The 24,777-nt window shown below is 63.6% G+C and carries 20 protein-coding genes; 9 read left to right on the top strand and 11 right to left on the bottom strand.

The genetic code is table 11. The annotated features are described in order from the left end of the window. Window positions 1-95 precede the first annotated feature (95 nt). The gene (locus tag NKH29_RS03730) at window positions 96-1,472 is read left to right on the top strand and encodes an MFS transporter (RefSeq protein ID WP_352999160.1); all 1,377 of its coding nucleotides are present in this window, start codon (window positions 96-98) and stop codon (window positions 1,470-1,472) included. A gap of 35 nt (window positions 1,473-1,507) precedes the next feature. On the opposite strand, the gene purH is transcribed toward NKH29_RS03730, so the two are convergent. From purH to htpX, 4 genes are all read right to left on the bottom strand, one after another. Beyond that, window positions 1,508-3,124, bottom strand: coding sequence for a bifunctional phosphoribosylaminoimidazolecarboxamide formyltransferase/IMP cyclohydrolase (gene purH, locus NKH29_RS03735; protein ID WP_352480970.1), 1,617 nt, complete (start codon window positions 3,122-3,124; stop codon window positions 1,508-1,510). Between the two features lie 84 nt (window positions 3,125-3,208). After that, on the bottom strand, window positions 3,209-4,957 hold the full coding sequence (locus tag NKH29_RS03740) for a heparinase II/III family protein (protein ID WP_352999051.1): 1,749 nt from the start codon (window positions 4,955-4,957) through the stop codon (window positions 3,209-3,211). 146 nt (window positions 4,958-5,103) lie between these two features. Then, window positions 5,104-6,492: an RsmB/NOP family class I SAM-dependent RNA methyltransferase gene (locus NKH29_RS03745; RefSeq protein ID WP_352999052.1), complete on the bottom strand. Its 1,389-nt coding sequence runs from the start codon at window positions 6,490-6,492 to the stop codon at window positions 5,104-5,106. Next, complete coding sequence (gene htpX, locus NKH29_RS03750; RefSeq protein ID WP_023719728.1) at window positions 6,483-7,499, bottom strand: zinc metalloprotease HtpX; 1,017 nt, start codon at window positions 7,497-7,499, stop codon at window positions 6,483-6,485. Before htpX ends, NKH29_RS03745 begins: the two co-directional genes overlap by 10 nt. 116 nt (window positions 7,500-7,615) lie before the next feature. Between htpX and NKH29_RS03755 the strand changes: the two genes are divergently transcribed. Next, window positions 7,616-7,828 (top strand): DUF1674 domain-containing protein, encoded by a 213-nt coding sequence (locus NKH29_RS03755; RefSeq protein ID WP_023719727.1) that lies wholly within the window; start codon window positions 7,616-7,618, stop codon window positions 7,826-7,828. 33 nt (window positions 7,829-7,861) lie between these two features. Here NKH29_RS03755 and NKH29_RS03760 read toward each other — a convergent pair whose 3' ends face one another. Continuing rightward, window positions 7,862-8,533, bottom strand: a complete 672-nt coding sequence (locus NKH29_RS03760; RefSeq protein WP_352999054.1) for an HAD-IA family hydrolase — start codon at window positions 8,531-8,533, stop codon at window positions 7,862-7,864. Between the two features lie 177 nt (window positions 8,534-8,710). On the opposite strand from NKH29_RS03760, the gene NKH29_RS03765 reads away from it, so the two are divergent. The 3 genes from NKH29_RS03765 to NKH29_RS03775 all read left to right on the top strand — a co-directional run bounded on the left by NKH29_RS03765 (window position 8,711) and on the right by NKH29_RS03775 (window position 12,914). Beyond that, window positions 8,711-9,580, top strand: a complete 870-nt coding sequence (locus NKH29_RS03765) for a transglutaminase-like domain-containing protein (protein ID WP_023719725.1) — start codon at window positions 8,711-8,713, stop codon at window positions 9,578-9,580. A gap of 318 nt (window positions 9,581-9,898) precedes the next feature. Continuing rightward, entirely contained in the window at window positions 9,899-11,260 is a 1,362-nt protein-coding gene (locus tag NKH29_RS03770) for a pilus assembly protein (protein ID WP_023719724.1), read from the top strand. 385 nt (window positions 11,261-11,645) lie between these two features. Next, the gene (locus NKH29_RS03775) at window positions 11,646-12,914 is read left to right on the top strand and encodes a class I SAM-dependent methyltransferase (RefSeq protein ID WP_352999056.1); all 1,269 of its coding nucleotides are present in this window, start codon (window positions 11,646-11,648) and stop codon (window positions 12,912-12,914) included. Here NKH29_RS03775 and NKH29_RS03780 read toward each other — a convergent pair whose 3' ends face one another. Continuing rightward, window positions 12,915-13,658, bottom strand: coding sequence for an MOSC domain-containing protein (locus NKH29_RS03780; protein ID WP_352999058.1), 744 nt, complete (start codon window positions 13,656-13,658; stop codon window positions 12,915-12,917). Then, complete coding sequence (acs, locus tag NKH29_RS03785) at window positions 13,658-15,613, bottom strand: acetate--CoA ligase (RefSeq protein WP_352999060.1); 1,956 nt, start codon at window positions 15,611-15,613, stop codon at window positions 13,658-13,660. Before acs ends, NKH29_RS03780 begins: the two co-directional genes overlap by 1 nt. Before the next feature lie 304 nt (window positions 15,614-15,917). On the opposite strand from acs, the gene NKH29_RS03790 reads away from it, so the two are divergent. Then, window positions 15,918-16,190, top strand: a complete 273-nt coding sequence (locus NKH29_RS03790; protein ID WP_023719720.1) for an usg protein — start codon at window positions 15,918-15,920, stop codon at window positions 16,188-16,190. A 46-nt stretch (window positions 16,191-16,236) separates the two neighbouring features. On the opposite strand, the gene NKH29_RS03795 is transcribed toward NKH29_RS03790, so the two are convergent. Together NKH29_RS03795 and NKH29_RS03800 are read right to left on the bottom strand one after the other, a co-directional pair. Next, a complete protein-coding gene (locus NKH29_RS03795; RefSeq protein WP_023719719.1) occupies window positions 16,237-17,271 on the bottom strand; it encodes an aldo/keto reductase in 1,035 nt (344 codons plus the stop codon). A gap of 37 nt (window positions 17,272-17,308) precedes the next feature. Further along, complete coding sequence (locus NKH29_RS03800; RefSeq protein ID WP_352480967.1) at window positions 17,309-18,487, bottom strand: MFS transporter; 1,179 nt, start codon at window positions 18,485-18,487, stop codon at window positions 17,309-17,311. Window positions 18,488-18,623: 136 nt separating this feature from the next. On the opposite strand from NKH29_RS03800, the gene NKH29_RS03805 reads away from it, so the two are divergent. Next, entirely contained in the window at window positions 18,624-19,532 is a 909-nt protein-coding gene (locus NKH29_RS03805; protein WP_352999062.1) for a LysR family transcriptional regulator, read from the top strand. A 67-nt stretch (window positions 19,533-19,599) separates the two neighbouring features. Here NKH29_RS03805 and NKH29_RS03810 read toward each other — a convergent pair whose 3' ends face one another. After that, entirely contained in the window at window positions 19,600-20,649 is a 1,050-nt protein-coding gene (locus NKH29_RS03810) for an aldo/keto reductase (RefSeq protein WP_352999063.1), read from the bottom strand. Window positions 20,650-20,756: 107 nt separating this feature from the next. Further along, complete coding sequence (locus tag NKH29_RS03815) at window positions 20,757-21,419, bottom strand: YggS family pyridoxal phosphate-dependent enzyme (protein WP_023719715.1); 663 nt, start codon at window positions 21,417-21,419, stop codon at window positions 20,757-20,759. Window positions 21,420-21,565: 146 nt separating this feature from the next. Here NKH29_RS03815 and leuS point away from each other — a divergent pair, with 146 nt between their 5' ends. Both leuS and NKH29_RS03825 read left to right on the top strand, forming a co-directional pair. After that, entirely contained in the window at window positions 21,566-24,190 is a 2,625-nt protein-coding gene (leuS, locus tag NKH29_RS03820) for a leucine--tRNA ligase (RefSeq protein WP_352999064.1), read from the top strand. Beyond that, the gene (locus tag NKH29_RS03825) at window positions 24,177-24,758 is read left to right on the top strand and encodes an LPS assembly lipoprotein LptE (RefSeq protein WP_023719713.1); all 582 of its coding nucleotides are present in this window, start codon (window positions 24,177-24,179) and stop codon (window positions 24,756-24,758) included. The genes leuS and NKH29_RS03825 overlap by 14 nt, the downstream gene beginning before the upstream one ends. The last annotated feature ends 19 nt before the right edge of the window (window positions 24,759-24,777 follow it).

Below are 24,777 nucleotides of genomic sequence, written 5' to 3' on the forward strand. Positions count from 1 at the left end.
AACGTAACGATCGGCTTTTGGACAAGATCGTGCTCAACAAGAAGACGGAGCATCATGCCGATTCGATCGGCATGGAGAGCTCCAGCGGAGGGGACATGGCTGAGGTGGCAGTGCAGCGTGCGTCGGGACGCGGCATCTGGGGATGGATGCTGTTCGACTGGGCGGCCCAGCCGTTCTTCACGGTCGTCACCACCTTCATCTTCGGTCCTTATTTCGTCTCGCGAATGGCCAGCAATCCCGAGACGGGGCAAGCGGCCTGGGGCTACGGCATCGCCGCCGCCGGCCTCGTCATCGCCGTTTTGTCGCCGATCCTCGGCTCGATCGCCGATCAGACCGGACCACGCAAACCGTGGATAGCCTTCTTCGCCGCGGTCAAGATCACCAGCCTCACCTTGCTGTGGTTCGCCGCGCCCGGCTCCAACCTTTTTCTGGTCGTGGCGTTGTTCTCGCTGGCATCGGTCGCGGCTGAATTCTCGACCGTGTTCAATGACTCGATGATGCCGCGCCTGGTGCCGAAGAGCGACATCGGCAGGATCTCGAACATGGCTTGGGGGCTCGGCTATCTCGGTGGCATGATCGCGCTAATCTTCGTCGTTACCGTCATGGCCGGCTCGCCTGAAACCGGCAAGACCGTCGTCGGGCTCGACCCGATCTTCGGCCTTGACCCCAGGCTCGGCGAGGACGCGCGCGCCACCGGACCGTTGTCGGCGGCCTGGTATTTCCTGTTCATCCTGCCGATGTTCTTTTTCACGCCTGATGCGATCAAAGGCATTCCAATCGGGCCGGCGGTGCGCGAGGGCCTGTCGGAACTGAAGTCGACGCTAGCCGAAGTAAGCAAGCGCAGCGGTATTTTTCGCTTTCTCGTCGCCCGCATGATCTATCAGGACGGCGTCAACGCGCTGCTGGCGCTGGGCGGAACGTTTGCGGCGGCGATGTTCCATTGGTCGATCACCGAGATCGGCCTGTTCGGCATCATCCTCAACGTCGTTGCCATCGTCGGCTGCCTGGTTGCCGCACGCCTCGACACTGCACTGGGTTCCAAGACCATCGTGATGATTTCGCTGGTCATGCTGAGCATTGCCACGATCGGCATCGTCTCGACCGGCCCGGGCTATACGCTGTTCGGCGCCTGGGTGATGCCCGGACTGGACGGTGGCGGATTGTTCGGCACGGCGGCGGAAAAAGCCTACATTTTCTACGGCCTGCTGATCGGGCTTGCCTTCGGGCCGGTGCAGGCATCGTCGCGCTCCTACATGGCGCGCAGCGTCTCCGCAGCCGAATCCGGCCGCTATTTCGGCATCTATGCGCTGGCCGGTCGGGCAACAAGTTTTGCAGCGCCCTTCATGGTGGCCACGATCACCCTGGCCAGCGGCTCGGCGCGGTTCGGAATGGCGGCGATCGTGCTGTTCCTCGGCGCAGGCATGGCGATCCTGATCGGCACGCCCTATCCGGCGGATCGGCCGGCGGAGTGAGCTGCTCTTCCCTTCTCCCACAGGGGGGAGGGAGTTCAATGCCGGAAGTGCCTCACTCCGGTGAAGACCATGGCAATGCCGTGAGCGTCGGCGGCGGCGATGACGTCGTCGTCGCGCATCGAGCCGCCGGGCTGGATGACGGCGGTGGCGCCGGCTTCGATTGCCGACAAAAGCCCATCCGCGAACGGGAAAAAGGCATCCGAGGCGACGACCGAGCCCTTGGTCAAAGGCTCCGTCAGACCGGCAGCGTCGGCCGCGTCGAGCGCCTTGCGCGCGGCGATGCGCGAGGAATCGACACGGCTCATCTGGCCGGCGCCGATGCCGACGGTGGCGCCGTCCCTGGCATAGACGATCGCGTTCGACTTGACGTGCTTTGCCACGCGAAAGGCGAATTTCAGATTGGCCATTTCGGCCGGCGTCGGAGCGCGCCGGGTCACCACCTTCAGCTCGAGGTCATCCACCACCGCATTGTCGCGGCCCTGGACGAGCAAGCCGCCAGCAACCGATTTCAAGCCAAGGCCCGCCGCGCGCGGGTCGGGCAGGCCGCCGGTGACCAGCAGGCGTAGATTCTTCTTGACGCCAATGATGCGGATTGCATCATCGGACGCCTCCGGTGCGATGATCACTTCGGTAAAGGTCTTGACGATCTCTTCGGCGGCTGCGGCATCGAGGATACGGTTCATGGCGACGATGCCGCCGTAGGCCGAGACAGGGTCGCAGGCCAGCGCCTTGGCATAGGCCGCTTGCAGCGAAGCGCCTTCGGCGACGCCGCACGGGTTGGCGTGCTTGATGATGGCTACCGCTGCGGAGCGGGTCGGATCGAACTCGCCGACCAGCTCGAAGGCGGCGTCGGTATCGTTGATGTTGTTGTAGGAAAGCTGCTTGCCCTGAAGCTGGCGTGCCGTGGCGACGCCCGGCCGCCTGTCGCCGTTGACATAGAAGCCGGCGCCCTGATGCGGGTTTTCGCCGTAGCGCATCACCGACTGCAGCCTGCCGCCGAAGGCGCGCCATGTCGGATGCTCGATCTCCAGCGCCTCGGCGAACCATCCCGAGATCGCCGCATCGTAGCTGGCGGTGCGGGCAAAGGCCTTGGCTGCCAACTTCTTGCGGAAATCCAGCGACAACGAGCCGAAATTCATCTCCAGCGCGTTGAGCACCGAGGCATAGTCGTCAGGGTCGGTGACGATGCCGACATAAGCGTGGTTCTTGGCAGAGGCACGGATCATCGCCGGGCCGCCGATGTCGATGTTCTCGACGATCGCCGCGTAGTCGGCGCCGGAGCGGCGCACCTCTTCGAACGGATAAAGATTGGAGACGACGAGATCGATCGGCTCGATGCCGTGGTCGCGCATCGCCGCGGCGTGCTCTGGATCGTCGCGCACGCCAAGCAGTGCACCATGCACCGACGGGTGCAGCGTCTTGACGCGCCCGTCCATGATCTCGGGAAAGCCGGTGAGCTCGGATACGTCGCGCACCGCCATGCCCGCATCGGCGAGGGCCTTTGCCGTGCCGCCGGTCGAGACCAGCTCGACGCCGGCCGAAGCCAGCGCCCTGGCGAAATCGATCAGGCCGGTCTTGTCGAAGACGGAGAGCAGCGCGCGACGGATGGGTACAAGGTCGGGCGCGGGAATATTCTTGGCGGCGACGGCCATGGGCTGGCGGCCTTTCCACGTGTGGTTGGAGAGCGTCCGCGGGCCGTAGCATATGAGGCCCGGAAATCAAGCCGCAAGGCTTGATCAGTGTCTGCCGTTGCCACCAGCTTCAGCTTTTTCCTGACGGCCGGCGATAATTGTCCGCGTCAGTTGCCAATGGACCTCGGGAATCTCCGAGGCCTTGAAGGCAAGCACGATCTGGCGGCTGCGGCGTGGGCCGCCAAGCCCGGCGAAATAGATCGATTCCTCGACCTCGGGTGCCACTTCGGTGGAGGTAAACACCCAGGTGTCGGCGTGGTCGGCGGTCAGCACCAGACGGTCATGCTCATCCTGGAGCACGTTTATGTCGGGATGGACATGGAAACGCACTGTAACGAAATCACGGCCATTGTTGCGGATAGAAGCGCCGCCCGGCCGCAGGAAGCGGTCCCTGCCGGCAAGCACATTGGCCTCGGTCGACAATTTCAGCTCGCGCTCATGCAGGAAGCCGAAGCGCGCCACATAGCCGTCATGGCGGGCGATGAAGCCCTGGCTGCCCTTCTGGTCGGTGCGCTTGCAAGGCACATGCTGCGGCCCGCCTATCAAAGGCGTGCCGAGCAGGTCGTTGACGCGCAAGGAGTGGTTGAAGCGCGCCGACGACGTGTCGTTGATGGTAGCGGTGGAGTGGGCGGCGGTGGCGCGGGCAAGCGGCCGGAACTCGGCGGCACCATAGGTGTCTATGCCGGCATTGACGATATAATGCTGGCGGCCCGACGACAATTCGAAGGCGAGGCATCCGGCGTGAGCAGCATTGGACACGTCGACGGGCGGCGGCGGGCCGGTATCGGCGATCACCGTGACACCACCCATCGACAGGCGCTCATAACCCGAATGCGGCGCGTGCAGCAGTGGTGCGCCGGCGGTGTCGTCGTGATGCAGGATGCTGGCGATGCGGTCGTGGATGGTGGCGCCCATGCCGTTGAAGCGGGCAAGGCTGCCATCCTGATGGCGAAAGAAGCGCAGTGCCGGCAGCATCCGGTCGATGGCGCCGATCAGGGCGGCCGGCGGTGTCTCGGCCTGATTGGCGTATGTCTGGCGCAACGGCAGAAGGTCGGCGAGGATTTCAAGCACGGTCATCGGATTACGCGAGATATGGCCGCCGTCAGGCAGGATCTGGCGGTCGAGCTCCTCGGCGAGATTGCGGGTGGCACCGCGCAGCGCCGAGGCCGGCGCCGGCAGCGACAAAGCGGCAAAGGCCAGCGCAATGCGGGCGCGCAGCCTGTCCTTGCCGTCCGGCATCTCGCGCACCATGGCGCGCAGATAGCGGATCTGGACGGCAAGCGATTTCAGGAACGCACGGTAGAACGGAAACTCGGCGCCCTGCAACACGATCGAGGAATGCTGCAGCCAGGCAATGACACGCTTGGCCGTCGTGCCGGGCTCCCAGGCGACGCCGGAAATATGGCTGCCATGGATTGCAATCCAGTCGGAAACCAACGCCCGCGCGTTGGCGGCGGCGAGTTCCGTACCCGCGGCACGCATATGGCGCAGCCAGCGAAAGCCGTGCAGCGTCTTTTGCCAGCCGGGATTGGGCACGTCGATCTGGAAGGGCGATTTGCCGCCGGTCTCGACCAGATGCCCCGAAAGCGGATAGCGGCCGTAATAGATCTCGAGTGCGATCTGAGGATCGGCGAGTCGCAGGTCCGGCGGGGCAATCAGGACGCGCTCCGGCGTGCGGCCGGAGTAACGCCAGCGATAGAGTGGCCCGGCACGCAAGCGTCGGCGCGTCTTGCGCCAGAACTCCCTCGCGACAAGCGTCCACAGACGCGTCGTGTTACCGGCAGCGATTGCCAAAACCCCTCCTGATCGTCCTCACCCAAGCACAAGTTTATATGATTCAAGAACTTGTGCGAAGGCGAATTCCGCGGCAGTGGGGCCGTTCAGCCTGTTTTCCATGCCTCCTCGCCCCAAGAAGTCGGATGGCGCTTCAAGATCGGCCCTTAGCCGGCTCTGCGCATGCGGGCGGCAAAGAAACCGTCCAGCCCGGAACGCGCCGGTGAGCCAAGCTCCAGATCGGCAGGCGTGGTGCGCAACGTGCCTTGCGGCGTCAGGAATGGGTCGATGCCGGCAATCTCGCCCGGCCGAAGCGGGTCGTCGATGATCTCCGCATTGCCGGCGAGAAAGTCGCGATAGAGCTCTTCGCCTTCCAGCGGATCGAGCGAACAGTTGGAAAAGACGATGCGACCGCCAGGCTTGACCAAGGTGATGGCGCGGGCAAGCAGCCGGCGTTGCAGGTCGGCCAATTTTTCGACGTCGACCGCCGTCTTCGTCCAGGGAACGTCGGGATGCCGCCGCACCGTGCCGGTCGAAGAGCAAGGTGCGTCGAGGAGGACGGCGTCGAAGCGGTTCTTCGGCTCGTATTTGAGCAGATCGGCCTCGACGATCTCCGCGGCCAAGCCGAGCCTTTCGAGGTTCTGCGTCAGCCGTGCCAGCCGCGTTCTGGACATGTCGAGCGCAGTGACATGGGCGCCGGCGAGGATCAGCTGGGCGGTCTTGCCGCCCGGCGCGGCGCAGAGGTCGGCGATTCGCAAACAATTGATGTCGCCGAACAGCCGGGCCGGCAGGCTGGCCGCTGCATCCTGAACCCACCAGGCGCCTTCCCCAAAGCCGGGCAGTTCGGTCACGGAAGCGCTGAGCTTCTCGACCCGCACCGTGCCGGTCGGTAAGACGAAGCCGCCGAGCCGTTCGGCCCACAGCGCCGGGTCCGACTTGACCGAGAAGTCGACCGGCGCCTCATGGCGGTGGGCGAGCAGTATCTGCCTGGCCTTGTCGAGGCCGTAGACCGTTTTCAAACGGTCGGAAAACCATTTTGGTGCCTCGTCGGTTGCGGCAATTGCGGTCGCGAGCTCGTCCTGCTTGGCCCGCGCCAGCGTACGCAGCACGCCGTTGACGAGGCCGGAAAAGCGCGCCGTGCGCGGATCGGACTTGGCGTGCGTCACGGCGAGGTCGACGGCGGCGCTGTCGGGAACATCGAGGAACAGGATCTGTGCCGCCGCCACGTGCAGGATGTGCGAAAGCGCCGTAGCGTTGGGCGGCAGCGGCTTTTCCAGGCGGCGGGCCAAAAGGCCTGATATGGTCATGCGGTGGCGCAGGGCGGTGACCAGAATGGCGCGCACCAGGGCGCGGTCGCGCAAGTCGAGCGCCTTGTATTGCGGATGGCCGTTCTCATGGTCGGTCAGCCCGTCGAGTGGCGTTCTCGCGTCGATGACTGCGGCAAGCAGGCGCGCGGCTGCCTTGCGCGCGGCGAGACCGGCTACGGCCTCGCTGCCCGAATTGTGCTCGCGATCACCTGGAATTGCGTGCCGGCGTTGTGCTGCGCTCACGACCACGGACCTTTGGGTCCGGTCGGATTGCGTCCCCAGGGATTGGGTCTCGGCTTGGCCGGCTCAACCGGCCCCTCGGGCCGGGCGGCCCTGTCCCACGGACCTGACGGCTGCTGCCCGGTCTCTTTCGGCGCCGGCTTTGGCGTCGCGGCCGCTTCGGGTGCGCCGGCCATCTCGCTCGCGATCCTCTGCAATGCGGCGATGCGGTTTTCTGTGCTCGGGTGAGTGGAAAACAAACTGTCCATGCGCTCGCCGGAAAGAGGATTGATGATGAAGAGATGGGCGGTTGCCGGATTGCGCTCGGCATCCGGGTTGCGGATGCGTTCGGCGCCCCGCGCGATCTTGTCAAGTGCCGAGGCCAGCCACAGCGGGTGTCCACAGATTTCGGCCCCGCGCCGGTCGGCCTCGTATTCGCGGGTGCGGCTCACCGCCATCTGCACGATCATGGCGGCCAGGGGCGCGACGATCATCGCCACCAGCACGCCGACGATGCCGAAGGAATTGTTGTTGTCGCGGTTGCCGCCGAAGAAGAAAGCGAAATTGCCGAGCATCGAAATTGCGCCGGCAAAGGTCGCGACGATCGTCATGGTCAGCGTGTCGCGGTGCTGCACATGGGCAAGCTCATGCGCCATCACCGCCGCGACTTCTTCATGTGAGAGCTGCTCGAGCAGGCCGGTGCTGGCGGCGACAGCGGCATTTTGCGGATTGCGGCCGGTGGCGAAGGCATTGGGCTGAGGATTGTCGATGAGATAGGTTCTCGGCATCGGCAGGCCGGCGCGTTGCGCGAGACCCTTCACGATGGCGTAATATTCGGGCGCGTTGCTTTCGTTGACCTCGATCGCACGGTGCATCGACAGCACCATCTTGTCGGCGTTCCAATAGCTGAACAAATTGGTGCCGGCGGCGATCAGCAAGGCGATCATCATGCCGCCGGATCCGCCGACCAGATAGCCGACACCCATGAACAGGGCCGTCATTGCGGCCAAAAGCATGGCGGTGCGAAGGGTGTTCATCGTCTGCTCCGTTCTGGCCCAACAAAGGGGTCGATCCTTGTGGGCCCATCGCTATATGATGGGAAACAGCGGTTCCCGTTTCAATCGGGGCCTGTTTCAATCTAGCGGAAGATCGCATGATCGACAAAACCAGCCAAACGCATGCTAACGGCTCGCCGCACAAGCCACTGACGCCGGCAGCCCGGCGCGCCTTGGCCGAGGCCGAGGCCCGGCGGGAGCAATATCGCGAGAAGGAAGCCACGCTGCCGAGGGAGATCGGTGGGCGCGGCGGCAAGGAACCCGGCCGCTACGGCGACTGGGAGGTCAAGGGCCTGACCAGCGACTTTTAGCCCAGGCAGGGTGCTGGCTAAGCAGGGTACCAGCTAAGCAGGCTGGGCGGCCCGCTCCGCTTCGATGGCAATCCAGCCGCTGGCATCGACGGCGACGCCGATCGCGTCATAGCCGGCGATGGCGGCATGCGGCGTCTCCAACGGATGCCGGTGCGTGGCGCTGATCACGACGACCGCGGCGCCCCCGGCCTCGGCTGCTGCTATGCCTGCCGGTGCGTCTTCGAAGACGAGGCAATCGCGCACGTCGACGCCGAGCCGTTCGGCCGCCAGCCGGAAGCAGTCGGGCGCCGGCTTGCCGCGGGAGACATCCTCTGCCGCAACGATCACGGCGGGAGCCGGAATGCCGGCGGCCTGCAGGCGCAGCAGAGCGAGTTCACGGGGCGCCGAAGTGGCGATCGCCCAGCTCCCGGGCGGCAGCGACGCCAGGAATGCCGCGGCGCCGGTAATCGGGTGGATGCCTTCGACGTCGGCTGCTTCGGCCTGCAAAAGCGCATCGGCTTCGCGGGCAGGATCGATCCCTGGGAGCGCCAGCCGGCCGATGGTCTCGATCGCCCGCACGCCGTGGATGGTCGGCAGGAATGCAGCGACGTCAAGACCTTGCCGGTGCGCCCAGGCTGCCCAGACCCTTTCCGCCGCGGCAATCGAATTGAGAATCGTGCCGTCCATATCGAACAGGAAGGCCGCGAATTTTCTGCCTGCAAACATCGGTTTTCCCGGGGTCATCTTGGAAGGATTATTTCGAAGGGAGCATATCGATCAACCGTAACGTTGCCGCGTCCGTATGGGAAGCCGCGAGACCTCGTTTTCGACGTTCGCAAGGAACCGCGCGCACTCTCCTGCGTTGACCAGCACTATCTTCCATGACGATCGCAGGGGAGGGCGATGCTGATTCGGCTCGGCTATGAAATTGGCATTGAATGCGTTGCACCAACGCCGGTCGTTTCATTGCTCGACATCCACGGGGATCGTCAGGCCGACATCAAGCGGCAGACGCGCGTACTGACGTCGCCATCCGTGCCGACCAGGGTCTACCACGATCTTTTCGGCAATAGCTGCCGCCGCTTCACGGCGCCGGCAGGAAGCTTTCGCATCCTCTATGACGCGGTGATCGAGGACGGTGGCGAGACGGATGAGGTCAACACGCTGGCCGGGGAAGTCCCGGTCGCGGAATTGCCGGACGAGGTGCTCGGCTATCTGCTTGGCAGCCGTTACTGCGAGACCGATCATCTCAGCGATCTCGCCTGGCAACTTTTCGGCCAGCTTCCGCCGGGTTGGGCGCGGGTGCAGGCGATCGTCGACTATGTCTACAACCGCCTGTCCTTTGGCTACGGCTATGCGCGCCCGACCCGCACGGCGGCGCAGGCGCATGAGGAGCGCGTCGGCGTCTGCCGCGACTTTGCCCATCTGGCGATCACGCTCTGCCGCTGCATGAATATCCCGGCCCGTTACGTGAACGGCTATCTTGGCGATATCGGCGTACCCGCCGATCCGGCGCCGATGGATTTCTCGGCGTGGGTGGAAGTGTTCCTCGACGGCAGATGGTACACGTTCGATCCTCGCCACAATGTGCCGAGGATCGGCCGCGTCGTCATAGCGCGCGGCCGTGACGCCACCGACGTGCCGCTGCTGCATAGTTTCGGCCCGCATCGACTCAGCCGGTTCAAGGTCTGGACGCACGAGCAGGAAGGCAATCTCTTCAAGCCGCCCTATCGCGGCGTCGACAAGACCGTCAGCGCACGGATGCTGGCATAGTCCTTTCACAGTCCAGATTTCCATCTCCCGCTACCGCGGTCGTGCTGAACCGGTTCGATACATCTCGTCTGTACCGGATTGGGACGCAGTCCAGTCGTCCCGAATTGCGAGCCTGATCATGGTAAGCGCTTTGTCAACAAAGCCGCGCTGACGCGACTTTCATTTACCGGCTGTTTACCTTGCCGTCGCTTGAAACCGTTTGGAAACAATGGCCTGAGCGAGAGCCGCTCGCTTTCTCGCGCCTGGCGGCGCGATCCGGCCGGATTCCTGCAATGCGCCTTCGGACAGCTGCAGGCTGTGGCGATGGAGGCGGAAGGAATGCAGCGTTTCGGGGGTCTTGTTCAGGCGATCGGCGGCTTTGCCGGGGATCGCAGCGGAAATTTCGCGGTGCTGTTTGGTATAATCAGCTCGGTGCTGGCGCTGAGTGTCGGCTTTGCCGTCAACGTGTCCCAACTCTACAATGTGAAATCGAGCCTGCAAGGCGTCGTCGACGCTGCGGTCACCTCGACGGCGCGCGACCTGACAACCGGCGTCATCAGCGAGGCCGACGCCAGCAAATCGGTGCAGGCCTTTCTCGATGCCAACAGCACGGCGGGTATCCTGCAGGACAACCAGATCGTTCTCGACAAGCTGACCGTCGACCGGACTGCAAACACGGTTCAGGCGGATGTCCATGTCAATGTCAGCTACTATTTCCCGCTTTTCGGCACGAGTGGCATGCAAAGCGTTCCCGCATCGACGATGGCGCTCTATTCGGACAAGCAGATCGAAGTCGCAATGATGCTCGATGTGACCGGGTCGATGGCCGGCCAGAAAATCATCGATCTGCGGACGGCTGCGGCGAATGCCGTCGACAGTTTCCTGGGCGGTCAGGACCCCTCCAAGCCACGAGTGCGGGTTGCCATCGTGCCTTACGCAAATTCGGTGAATGCGGGTACACTTGCGCCCAGCAGCGTCTATGTGGAAACCAGCACCAGCCAACGCAAACAGGCGCCGGCCAATGACGCCGTGCAATATATCTCGGGCTTCATCCGTCCGGACAATTGCGCCACCGAACGCAAGGGGATCTATCAATATTCGGACGCGGGCCCCGACGCCAGCATGGTCAACCGCGACTACCTGCTGTCGTCCTTCGCTTGGCAAACCGGCACCGCCGCCTGCCCGGCCGCCACGCTGATGCCGCTGACGGCGGATGCGACGGCGCTCAAGACGGTCATCAAGAATTTCGTCGCATCCGGCGGCACCGCCGGCCATATCGGCGTGCAGTGGACCTGGTACATGCTGTCGGAGAACTGGGGTAGCATCATGAGGACTTCGCAACGGCCGGCCAAGATGGATCCAAAAAAGGTCGCCAAAATCGCGATCCTGATGACCGACGGCGAATTCAACCTATCCTACTTCGATGCGAGCACGGTGAGCGACGTTTACAATGACGCCGGCAAGGAGCCGACCCGCACGGCCGCCAAGACACTCTGCGCTGCCATGCGCAACAAGGGCATTGAGATATTCACCATTGGGTTTGACCTAAACGAAACGAATGCCAAGGCGACGCTCCAGGATTGCGCCAGCCCGGACACCGCCAAGATCAAGCACTTTTATCAGGCGGCCAATGGAACCGAACTCAACCAGGCTTTCCAGGATATAGCGCGCAACGTCGAGATGTTGACCGTAACCAGATAGGGGACAACAGCCCAAAGGAAAAGGCCGCCGCTTCTTGCGAAGTCGGCGGCCTTCCGTGTTTCCGTCCATGGCGCGGCTCCTGGCGGCGACACTGGTCGCCAGCCGCGCATCTCGCGCCTTAACGGGAAGACTGCTTCCCGAAAGTGCAATCCGCTGAGGCCACGTTCTGGAAAACGAAATCACTCGACATCGGATCACCTCCTTTCGATTTGTTGAACACTCCCCCATGATGGGGTGTCACCCGGGAAATGGCAAGGCGCGGCATCCAAAAATCCTGAACAAGCGTGCTTGCGCACCCAGGCGGCTTGCGGCCGGCCGATCTGGCAGGCAAGATCGGGCCGCTATTGTTCCGGGCCACTATTTTGCCGGGTAAGGGAGGACGGGGATGGAGGCAGCCGAGAGAGCGGCCCGGATTGTTCGGACGGTCATCGAAACGATGAAGCCGGGTTTTGCGGTGAGGCTGTGGACGGGCGAGCGGATCGGCCCGGCTGCCGGCCCGGTGCTCACCATCAACGACCAGGACATCGTCTGGCAGATCGTACGTCGGCCCTCTTTATCGACGCTGATCGAGATGTGGATTGCCAAGGCGGTCGACGTCGAAGACGGATCGCTGTTCGATTTCTATGCCTTGCCCACGCACGGCAAGCTCAGGACGAAGCTCAAGACACTGCCGAAGCTGGCGATCCTGCGCGACCTGCCGGCGGTGCTGTTTTCGCGAAAACAGATGACGGCGCGAACCGATCTTTCCGGCCGCAATCCTTACGTCAGCGGTTCGAGCAAGGAGGCGATCCAGCATCACTACGACATTTCCAACGCATTCTACCGGCTCTTCCTCGACGAGCGCATGGTCTATAGCTGCGGCTACTTCAAGGACTTCGCCAACGATATCGATCAGGCGCAGAGAGACAAGCTCGACCATATCTGCCGCAAGCTTCGGCTGAAGCCCGGCGACAGATTGCTCGACATCGGCTGCGGCTGGGGAGCGATGCTCATCCATGCCGTGAAGAATTATGGCGTCGTCGGCCACGGCGTTTCGCTATCGGAGGCACAGACCGAGTTCGCCCGCGAACGCATCCGCGCTGAGGGGCTGGAGGATCGCATCACCATCGAGATAAAGTCCTATGCCGAGCTGTCCGGTTCCTTCGACAAGATCTCGTCGATCGGCATGTTCGAACATCTGGGGCTTGCCAACCATGCCGCCTATTTTTCGACCATCCATCGCCTGCTCAAACCCGGCGGCATCTATCTGCACCATGCCATCACCCGCCGCGACAAGGGCAGCATGAAGAAGACGCTGCGCAAGGGGCCGGAATTCAAAGCGCTGATCAAATACATTTTTCCGGGCGGCGAACTCGATACGATCGGCATGACGCTCGGCAATCTCGAGGCGCACGGCTTCCTCATCTATGACGTCGAAAACTTGCGCGAGCACTATGCGCGCACCTGCCGGCTATGGGCCGAGCGCCTCCACGCACGCTTTGACGAGGCCATCGCCGAGGTCGGCGAATCCAAGGCGCGGCTCTGGCTGCTTTATCTCACCGGCTGCTCGATTACCTTCGAACGCGCCTCGGCGCAGATTTTCCAGACCGTCGCCACCAGGCGCGCGCGCGGCCCAAGCGGCCTGCCGCCGACGCGGGCGGATTTATACCAATAGCTACAGGAGACGCATCGTGGCGCCGATCTCGACGCGGGCCGGTCGATCGACAGTGCAGTAGACGCCGAAATTATGGGCGTTGTGGCGGACCAGGCTGCGCAGGATTGCCGGGTCGTGGTCGAACCCGTGCTGGCCAATGATGGTGAAGCCGCAGCGGCGACACGGCTCGGAGATGGTCAGGAGCAGGTCGCCGATCGCCAGCTTGCGCCCGATCCATTCGGTTTCGGGGAATGACCCCTCGATCTTCGGCATGTGGACGACGATGTTGGGGCGGAAGCGGCGCGGGTCGGCGGTGCCGTCTGGATGCAGCAACTTCAACTGCGCCAGCGAAGCGGTGGTCAGCAGATGAATGGGGGCTTTGACATAGCGTTCCGCCAGCAGGGGACCGGCGTATCCCGGTGTAGTATTCTCGCGGCGGAACGGCCGGATGGAGGCCGCAAAGCCGAGATAGGCGGAAATGGCGCGGTCGCTATCAGCGCCCGGTGCGGCTAGCCAGTCGCCATCCGGGACCGCAACCTCCAGTGCGCCGGCCGGCGACAGCCGGGTTCGGATGCGGGGCACCTTGTGCCATTTCACTTCGCGGTCCGGCCGTGCGATTTCATTGTTCGACGTGTCGATAAGACCAAACAGGCGGTCGCCTTCAACGGTATGCCGGGCGACCGAGATCGCCTGCTGGCGCTCGCCGGCGAGCGAGCTCGCGGGATAGCGCCAAAGCTCGGTGACGGCACCCAATATGGCTTGCATCAGCTCTTCTTGTTCTGCCGATTGGCGATCAGGTCGTCGACGACCGCCGGATCGGCCAGCGTCGAGGTGTCGCCGAGCGCGGCAAAATCGTCCTCGGCGATCTTGCGCAGAATGCGCCGCATGATCTTGCCGGAACGGGTCTTCGGCAGGCCGGGCGCGAACTGGATCTTGTCGGGCGAAGCGATGGCGCCGATCTCCTTGCGGACATGGGCGACGAGCTCCTGGCGCAATTCCTCGCTTGGCGTCTCGCCGGCCATTAGCGTGACATAGCAGTAGATGCCCTGGCCCTTGATATCGTGCGGGTAGCCGACGACGGCCGCTTCCGAGACCTTCTCATGCGAAACCAGCGCCGATTCGACCTCGGCGGTGCCCATGCGGTGGCCGGAGACGTTGATGACGTCGTCGACGCGGCCGGTGATCCAGTAGTAGCCGTCAGCATCGCGGCGGCAGCCGTCGCCGGTGAAGTACCTGCCCTTGTAGGTCGAGAAATAGGTCTGCACGAAGCGGTCGTGATCGCCATAGACGGTGCGCATCTGGCCCGGCCATGAGTCGGCAATACAAAGATTGCCGCTGGCTTCACCCTCCAGCACCTTGCCGTCACCATCAACCAGCTGCGGGTTGACGCCAAAGAAGGGCCGCGTCGCCGAGCCCGCCTTGAGGTGGGTGGCGCCCGGAACCGGCGTGATCATGATGCCGCCGGTCTCGGTCTGCCACCAGGTATCGACGATCGGCACCTTGCCGTTGCCGACAACGTTGAAATACCATTCCCAGGCTTCTGGATTGATTGGCTCGCCGACGGTGCCGAGCACGCGCAGCGACTTGCGCGACGTCTTGGTGACATGGGCGTCGCCGGCGCCCATCAGCGCGCGCAGCGCCGTCGGCGCGGTGTAAAAGATGTTGACCTTGTGCTTGTCGATCACGTCCCAGAAACGCGACTGCGACGGGTAATTCGGCACGCCTTCGAACATCAGCGTGGTGGCGCCGTTGGCGAGCGGCCCGTAGACGATGTAGCTGTGGCCGGTGACCCAGCCGACATCGGCGGTGCACCAGTAGACGTCCCCGTCGTGATAGTCGAAGACATATTGGTGGGTCATCGAGACATAGACGAGATAGCCGGCGGTGGTGTGCAGCACGCCTTTCGGCTTGCCGGTCGACCCCGACGTGTAGAGGATGAACAGCGGATCCTCGGCGTTCATCTTCTCGGGCTTGCATTCGGCCTTAACCGTCGCGACCTCGTCATGGTACCAGACGTCGCGCCCGGCGGCCCAGCCGGTCTTGCCGCCGGTGCGGCGTACTACCAAGACCTTTTCGACTTTCGTTCCGGCCTTGGCGGCGATCTCGATCGCCTTGTCGGTGTTCTCCTTCAGCGGGATCGGCTTGCCGCCGCGCAGGCCTTCGTCGGCGGTGATGAGGAAGGTCGAGTTGCAGTCGTCGATGCGTCCGGCCAGCGCGTCCGGCGAAAAGCCGCCGAAGACCACCGAATGAATGGCGCCGATGCGCGTGCAGGCGAGCATCGCATAGGCGGCCTCCGGGATCATCGGCATGTAGATGGTGACGCGGTCGCCCTTCTTGACGCCGTGCTTCTTCATCACATTGGCGAGGCGGCAGACATGTCCGTAAAGCTCGTTATAGGTGATCTTCCTGTCGTCGTAGGGATTGTCGCCTTCCCAGATGATGGCGGTCTGTTCGCCGCGCTTCTTCAGATGCCGGTCGATGCAGTTCCAGGAAACGTTGGTCTGGCCATCCTCGAACCATTTGATTGAGACCTTGCCGTCGAAGGACGTGTTCTTGACCTTGCTGTACGGCTTGAACCAGTCGATGCGCCTGCCGTGCTTGCCCCAGAACTTGTCCGGGCTCTTGACGCTGTCGGCGTACCATTTCAGGTAGGTGTCATTGTCGATCAGCGCGTTCTTCTTCCACGCCGGCTGGACGCGATGGACATGAACATCGGACATTTCTTCGCCTTCCTCCCGAAACCAAACCGCCGGCTTGACTGCCGGCAGGATCGCAGCGTTGCGGCCGCGAATTCGCGCGCATTATTAACAGTTCGGCGATGACGGCAACATTAGACGTTGGATTTGCGCGGCGGGATGCCGCAGGTCCCTTCCCGGGTGGTGTCAGCACTCTAGCGAGACGGCTGCTAACCGCATGTTTTTGCGGCAGAAATCTGGCTCGACCGCAGAAATATCAATAGACGATTAAGCAAATGGGGTGCACAATTTCAGGCTGGGAGGAAAGAGAATCAACCAGGGGACCGCAATGCGCGACCATTCCGAAATGGACCTGATGCTCAAGGGCTATGGCTTGACCACGGCCAAGATTCTTTATCACTTTCCCGATCATCCGCATCTGCTGCAGAGCTTCATCTGGCAGGATTACGACATCGCCCCGAAATTTCCGGTGCTTATCCGCTTCATCGAGTTCTGGCAGGCCAAGCTCGAAGGCCCGCTGCATTCAGTCAGCTACACGCACCAGAAGCTGATCGCGCCGAACGAATGGCGCAAGGTCGACGGCGAGTTCGTGCTGCATTAAAGCACGCGGGCGGCAGCCTGGGAGCCGCCGCCCAGCTTTTGGAGCGTCAGACGGCGGGCGGGTTCAGCCGGGCAAAACCCTCCTGCCGGCGATAGGGAAAATACGGGTAGGGTGCGGTGACCTCGCTTGCCGTGTCCAAGATTTTCATCTGATCCGGGGTCAACGACCATCCGACGGCGCCGAGATTCTGGCGCAACTGCTCCTCGTTGCGCGCGCCGATGATGACGGAGGCGACGGTCGGCCGCTGCAGCAGCCAATTGATGGCGATCTGCGGTATGGTCTTGCCGGTTTCCTCGGCGACAACATCAAGCGCGTCGACGACCCGATAGAGATGCTCGTCGTCGACGGGCGGTCCGAAGCTTGCCGTGTCGTGCAGCCGGCTTTTCTCGGGCAGCTTCTGGCCACGGCGGATCTTGCCGGTCAGGCGGCCCCAGCCGAGCGGGCTCCACACCAGCGCACCGACGCCCTGGTCGAGGCCGAGCGGCATCAACTCCCATTCATAATCGCGCCCGACCAGCGAATAATAGACCTGGTGGGCGACGTATCGGGGATAGCCGTATCTGTCCGCCAGGCCGAGCGACTTCATCACTTGCCAGCCGGAAAAATTGGAAACGCCGACATAACGCAGCTTTCCGGCGCGCACGAGCCTATCCAGCGTCGATAGCACCTCCTCGATCGGTGTTGCGGCGTCGAACGCGTGCAGCTGCAGCAGGTCGATGTAGTCGGTGCCAAGACGCCTCAGTGCGTCCTCGACGGCCTTGATGAGGCGCGAGCGGGACGAGCCGGCGTCGTTGGGACCGTCGCCCATCGGCAGCGAGGTCTTTGTCGAGATCAGCACGGCATCGCGGCGGCCCTTCATCGCTTCGCCGAGCACCTGTTCGGAAGCGCCATTCGAATAGACGTCGGCGGTGTCGAACAGGTTGACGCCCGCCTCCAGGCAGATGTCGACCAGCCGCCGGGCTTCCGTCGCATCGCTGTTGCCCCAGGCGCCGAACAGCGGCCCTGACCCGCCGAAGGTTCCAGCGCCGAACGAGAGCGCCGGGACTTTCAGGCCCGATGCGCCAAGATTTCGATAATCCATCTGTTTCTCCTATGGTGTACAAGGGTTCTTCGAGTTGCTACGAGCGGGCGGGTGCCGGTTCACCGAGCGTTGGGCGATCGAGGCGTAGCGCCAGCGCTGCCACGGAAAGCGCCGAGAGCGGCAGCAGGGCCGCGACCCAGGTGACGGCGCCGAGGCCGGGGCCATGGGCGATGACCACGCCGCCGAGCCAGGCGCCGGCCGCATTGCCGAGATTGAAGGCGGCGATGTTGAAGGACGAGGCGAGGCTCTGGCCGGCGCCTTGTGCCTTTTCCAGTACCCACATCTGCAGCGGCGCCACGGTGGCGAAGGCGGCGGCGCCGAGCAGGCCGACATAGATGACGGCCATAACCTGGCTGTGCAGGGCGAAGGTCATGGTGCCGAGCACCAGCGCCAGCACGACGAGACTGCCGAGAACGGAAGGCACCAGCCAGCGGTCGGCGAACTTGCCGCCAGCGAGGTTGCCGGCGATGAGGCCGCCGCCGAAGACCAGCAGGATCGGCGACACCGCTGCTTCCTCAAAACCGGTGATCTCGGTCAGCAACGGGGCGATGTAGGTGAAGACGGCGAAGACGCCGGCATAGCCGAGCACGGTGGTGGCAAAGCCAAGCAGGACGGGCGTGCGGCCGAGCACGGCGAGATCGGCGCGCAAATTGCTTTGCTCAGGCGCTGTCTGGCTGCGCGGCACCAGCAGCAGGATGATGGCGAAAGCGACCATGCCGACCAGGGTCACCGCCCAGAAGGTCGCGCGCCAGCCGAAGGCCTGGCCGAGCCATGTTCCGAAGGGGACGCCGAGGATGTTGGCGATGGTCAGGCCGGTGAACATCAGGGCGATCGCCGATGCCTTCTTGTTGGGCGCCACCAGCCCGGTCGCCACGACCGAGCCGACGCCGAAGAAGGTGCCGTGGGCGAAGGCGGTGAGCACGCGCGCACCCATCAGCGTCCAGTAGTCTGGGGCCAGCGCGCACGCGAGGTTGCCTAGCGTGAAGATTGCCATCAGCGCCAGAAGCACGGTCTTGCGCGGCCACCGGCCGGTGGCGATCGTCAGCAGCGGCGCGCCGATGACGACGCCCAGCGCATAGCCGGAAATCAGTTGACCGGCAGCTGAGATCGAGACGCCGAGATCGGTGCTGACGTCGAGCAGCAGGCCCATGATGACGAATTCGGTGACGCCAATACCGAAGGCGCCGGCGGCAAGAGCGTAGAGAGCAAGAGGCATGGCGGTTCCCACTTCGATGACGGCCAGTTTCGACGACGGGCGCCGTGTCCTCTCACGCCCGGCCCGAAAGATCGTGATGCACCGAACTGTGAACCAGCCTTGCCTAGGGCACATTGCCTGTGAAATAGATTCACCAATGGCCAGGCCCGACATCAACCGCTCCGGCGAGATCGAAGTGTTCGTCCGCGTCGTCGAGGCCGGCAGCTTTTCGGCCGCTGCACGTGCGCTGCGCATGAGCCCGTCGGCGGTTAGCAAGCTGATCGCGCGGCTGGAGGGGCGTCTTGGCGCCCGGCTGGTCATCCGCTCGACGCGCAAGCTGCGACTGACACCGGAAGGGGCGGCCTTCTTCGACAGCGGCGTGCGCATCCTGGCCGACATGGCGGTAGCCGAGCGCGAGGCAGCGGCGGGTGCCGCGCCGCGTGGCCGGCTGCGGATCAATAGCTACGTGCCTTTCGGGCAGCACCGGCTGATCCCGCTTTTGCGGCGTTTTCTAGAACGATACCCCGAAATCTCGGTCGATCTGGTGTTGACCGACAGTGTTATCGACCTGATGGAGGAGCGCGCCGACGTCGCCATACGTGCCGGCCCGCTCGGCGAATCACGGCTAGTGGCGCGCAAGCTCGGGCAGAGCCGGGTGGTCGTCGTTGCCGCGCCATCGTATCTCGAAGCGCGTGGCACACCCAAGACGCCCGCCGATCTCGATCGTCACAACCGGATGGGCTTCTGTTTCGTGCGCCACGTCGAGGGCTGGCCTTTTGTCGACGCGGCCGGCAAGCCGATCACCATATCGATCGTTGGAAACACGCTGGTCAGCGACGGCGAGGCGATGCGGTTGATGGCGCTCTCAGGGGCGGGCATCGCCCGGCTGGCACGCTGGCACGTGGAGGCCGACATTGCCGCCGGCCGGCTGCTACCGCTGCTGGAAGAGTTCAACCCCGGCGACGAGGAACTGACCCATGCGGTTTATGTCGGCCAAGGCAAGCATTTGCCGGCGCGGGTACGGGCCATTTTAGATTTCCTGGCCGAAACCGCGCGGCTGGGCTGAAGCGGAAGGCATTCGGGAGCCACTTGGCTCCCGAATTTGGCTGCCGAAATGTCACGTCGACAAGGAACTACTTCTTTGGCGTGAACGGCGCCGGCCTGCGGCCCGCCGCCTGGCGTTCGAGCATCCAGCCCGGATATTCGGGCGGGAGCGCGCTGACTTCGTCGAGACGAGCAAGATCGTCGGCATCGAGCTTCAACTCGGTCGCCGCAAGGTTCTGTTCCAACTGGTCCATGCGGCTGGCGCCGATGATGACGCTCATCACGAACGGTTTGGCCAGGACAAAGCCGAGCGCCACCGTGGCGACGCTGACGCCGTGCTGGGCGGCGATCTCGCGCATGACGGCGACCGCTGCCCAGGCACGGTCCTCATTGACCGGCGGGAAATTGAAGCTGGCGCGGCGACCTTCGCCATTGCCGGGGGCACCGGGTCCGTACTTGCCCGAGAGCAGGCCGCCCGCCATCGGTGACCAGACCATCAGCCCGAGCTTCTCCTCGTTGAGCCGCGGCACGATCTCGCGCTCGAGATCGCGGCCAGCGATCGAGTAATACGATTGGACGGTTTCGAAACGGGCAAAGCCCTTGCGCTCGGCAATACCCAACGCCTTGGCGATGCGCCAGGCCTGCCAGTTCGAGACGCCGACATAGCGGACCTTGCCAGCGGCAACCAGGTCGTCGAGCGCCCGCAGCGTTTCGTCTATCGGCGTGACCGTGTCGGTGCCGTGCAGCTGATAGAGATCGATATGGTCCAGCTGCAGCCGTTCGAGGCTACCTTCGACCGAATCCATGATATGGCCGCGCGAAGAACCGCGCTGGTTCGGGCCGCCGCCCATGGCGCCGTGAACCTTGGTGGCGATGATCACGTCCTGCCGATTGACGCCGAGATTTCTCAGCGACTGGCCGAGAAGCCGTTCCGAGGCGCCGAAGGAATAGACATCCGCCGTGTCGAAGAAATTGACGCCGGCGGCGAGCGAGCGGGCGACGATCTCGTCGACGCCATCCTGGTCGAGGCTGGCGATCAGGCCCCATTGGGCATTCTCGCCGGCGGCGCCGAATGTCATCGTACCGAGGCAAAGTTCGGAGACGAACATCCCCGTATTTCCAAGTTGATTGTAACGCATGGTGGCTCCAGAGGCTTTGGGATAACTCGAACCATATAGGAACGAAACGTTCCGTTTCTATTGCTGGCATAGTCAGCGTCAGCCTGTGGCCTAAGGCCGGCTGCGCCTCATCTGGCGCCGAAAATCGCCGATCCAACCCTGACACTTGTCGCGCCGAAGGCGATCGCCGTTTCGTAGTCGCCGGACATGCCCATAGAGAGCTTGTCAACGCCGGCCTCAAGCCCAAGCTTTTCTAGCAGCGCGAAATGCGGACCGGGGTTCTCGTCCGCCGGCGGAATGCACATCAGCCCTTCGATGGCGAGGGCGTGAACCGAGCGGCAGCGGGCCACGAAGGCGACGGCCTCGCGCGGCTCGATGCCGGCCTTTTGCGGCTCCGAGCCGGTGTTGACCTGGACGTAGAGCCTTGGCGTCCTGCCCTGCCTGGCGATTTCCTTGCCGAGTTCGGCGGCGATCTTTTCACGGTCGACGGTTTCGATGACGTCGAACAGCGCCACCGCTTCCTTTGCCTTGTTCGATTGCAACGGCCCGATCAGGTGCAGCTCGATGTCGGGGAAAGCTTCCTTCAGCGCCGGCCACTTGGCTTGCGCCTCCTGAACGCGGTTCTCGCCGAAGACGCGCTGGCCGGCCTCGATAACCGGACGGATATCGGTGGCATCGAAGGTTTTCGAGACCGCAACCAGCGTCACCGCCCCGGCCTCGCGTCCGGCCTCGCGCTCGGCAGTGGCGATCCTTGCCTTGACGGTGAAAAGCTGTTCGACGGCGCTCGCCATGCCTATATCCTGCCTGTGTTTGGCTTTTCGCCGGATCGCCGCAGTTGACGGGTCCGGTAATCCATGGTGAACACCGCGACGACATTTCCTGAGCCGCCCGGGCATTGTCCGGCGGCTCGCGCATGCTTTTAAGTGAAAAACACCCGATGGCAACCGAACGATACAATCCGCGCGCGTCAGAGCTCAAATGGCAGAAGGCCTGGGACGCCAAGAAGCTGTTCGAAGCCGACAACGATGACCCGCGCCCGAAATACTACGTGCTGGAGATGTTCCCCTATCCATCGGGGCGCATCCATATCGGCCATACCCGCAACTATACGATGGGCGACGTGGTGGCGCGCTACAAGCGGGCCAAGGGTTTCAACGTGCTGCACCCGATGGGCTGGGACGCCTTTGGCATGCCAGCCGAAAACGCAGCAATGCAGAACAAGGTCCATCCCAAGGACTGGACCTATCAGAACATCGCTGCCATGCGCGAGCAACTCAAGGTCATGGGCCTGTCGCTCGATTGGGCACGCGAGTTCGCTACCTGCGATGTCGATTATTACCACCGCCAGCAGATGCTGTTCCTCGATTTCGTCGAGAAGGGCCTGGTGACGCGCAAATCCTCCAAGGTCAACTGGGATCCGGAGGACATGACGGTGCTTGCCAACGAGCAGGTCATCGACGGGCGCGGCTGGCGCTCGGGCGCGCTGGTGGAACAGCGCGAGCTGACGCAATGGTTCTTCAAGATCACCGACTATGCGCAGGATCTGCTGGATTCGCTCGACCAGCTCGACGACTGGCCGGAAAAAGTGAAGCTGATGCAGGCGAACTGGATCGGCCGTTCTGAAGGCCTGCTGATCCGCTGGCCGCTGGCCAAGCCAGTCGCCGGCGAGCATGAGCTCGAAGTCTATACGACAAGGCCCGACACCATCTTCGGCGCCTCCTTCATGGCGATTGCGGCCGACCATCCGCTGGCCAAAAAGGCGGCCGAAGACAATCCGGCGCTGGCAAAGTTCATCGACGAGGTCCGCCACATGGGCACGTCGGTGGCGGCCCTGGAGACGGCCGAGAAGAAGGGCTTCGATACCGGCATCCGCGTCGTCCATCCGTTCGACGAGAAGTGGACGCTGCCCGTCTATGTCGCCAATTTCGTGCTGATGGACTACGGCACCGGCGCCGTTTTCGGCTGCCCGTCCGGTGACCAGCGCGACCTCGACTTCGCCAACAAATACGGCCTGCCGGTCATTCCAGTGGTGATGCCGGAAGGCGAGAATCAAGGAAGCTTCCAGATCATCGACGAGGCCTATGTCGGCGACGGCGTGATGATCAATTCGCGCTTCCTCGACGGCATGAAGCCGGATCAGGCATTCGACGAGGTGGCGAAGCTGCTCGAACAGAAGACCATCGGCAACCGGCCGATGGCCGAGCGCAAGGTGAATTTCCGCCTGCGCGACTGGGGCATTTCGCGCCAGCGCTATTGGGGCTGCCCGATCCCGATGATCCATTGCGAGGATTGCGGCGTTGTGCCGGTGCCGAAAGCCGACCTGCCGGTCAGGCTGCCTGACGATATCGAGTTCGACCGGCCGGGCAATCCGCTCGACCGTCATTCGACATGGCGGCACGTCAAATGCCCGCGTTGCGGCAAGGATGCGCGGCGCGAAACCGACACGATGGACACGTTCGTCGATTCGTCGTGGTATTTCGCGCGCTTCACCGCGCCCTGGGCCAACGATCCGACCGATCCCAAGGCCGCGACTGAATGGCTGCCGGTCGACCAGTATATTGGCGGCATCGAGCACGCCATTTTGCACCTGCTCTATTCGCGCTTCTTCACCCGCGCCATGCGCGAGACCGGCCATGTCGATCTCGCCGAGCCGTTCAGGGGCCTGTTCACGCAAGGCATGGTGGTGCACGAGACCTATTGGGTTGGCGGCGCCTCGAACGGCCGCTGGCTTGCGCCGAGCGAGGTCAGGCTGGAGGACGCCGACGGCAAGCGCCGCGCCTTCGAAATCGCCACTGGCGAAGAGGCGGTGATCGGTCCGCTCGAAAAAATGTCGAAGTCGAAGAAGAATACCGTTAGCCCCGAAGAGATCACCGACGGCTACGGCGCCGATACGGCGCGCTGGTTCATGCTGTCGGACTCGCCGCCCGAACGCGATGTCGAATGGACCGACGAGGGTGCGGCCGGCGCGCATCGCTTCATCCAGCGCATCTGGCGGCTGGTGTTGACGGCTGCCGATTCGCTCGCCGGAGTTCGGCCAGAGGCGGCGAAGGACGGCGAGGCCGGAACAGTGTCCAAGGCCGCGCACAAGATCCTCAAGTCTGTCGGCGAGGATATTGAAAAGCTCGCCTTCAACCGTGCCATCGCCCGTATCTATGAGCTCGCCAATGCCTTGACCGTACCGCTCAACGAGGCAGCCGAAGGCAAAGCCGGTCCGGCGCTCCAAGCGGCCTGCCGTGAAGCCGTCGAGATCCTGGTGCACCTGATCGCGCCGGTCATGCCGCATCTGGCCGAGGAGTGCTGGCAGACGCTCGGCGGCACCGACCTTGTCGCCGAACGGCCCTGGCCGGACTACGATCCCTCGCTTGTCGTCGACGCCGAGATCGTGCTGCCGGTCCAGGTCAACGGCAAGAAGCGCGGCGATTTGACAATTGCCCGCGACGCGGACCAAGGTGCGGTCGAAAAAGCGGTTCTGGCTCTCGACTTCGTGCAGAAAGCGCTCGAAGGTAAGGCGCCGCGCAAGGTGATAGTCGTGCCGCAGAGGATCGTCAATGTTGTTGCCTGATCCGAAAAAAGCGGAGCTGACGCCGCGCCGTATCATGCTCTACGGGCTGCTCGCTTCGGTGGCGCTGGTTTCCGCCTGCACGGTGCGGCCGCTCTATTCAAGCGCGCCGCTGATCGCCGGCTCTCAGGTCGGCGCTGCTGCCGAACTGGCATCGATCTCGGTCAAGCCGGTCAAGACCCGCTACGCCCAGCAGGTCCGCAACAATCTGATCTTCGCGCTCGGCCAGGGCGCCGGCGAGCCTGCTTCGCCGGTCTATTCGCTTGATCTCGGCGTCTCCGAACTCGTCGAATCGGCGGCAATCGAGCAGGTCACGACCGACGAGGACGAGCCGACCGCCGGCACAGTGACGCTGACCGCCAACTATGTGCTGAGCGATGCCAAGACCGGCACGGTCATAGCGAGGGGCAAGCGCTCTATCCCGTCCTCATACGATAGGCCGCGCCAGGAATTCGCGTCGTATCGGGCGCAGATCGACGCCGAGAACCGCGCGGCGCGCGAACTGGCGGATGTGCTGCGGCTGTCGATCGCCCAAGATCTGATCAAGCACGGCAAGCCGGCGGCAAGCTAGGTCTTTCCATCCTGGATTG

It is taken from the genome of Mesorhizobium sp. M1295 (genome assembly GCF_040318135.1).
Lineage (GTDB): Bacteria > Pseudomonadota > Alphaproteobacteria > Rhizobiales > Rhizobiaceae > Mesorhizobium.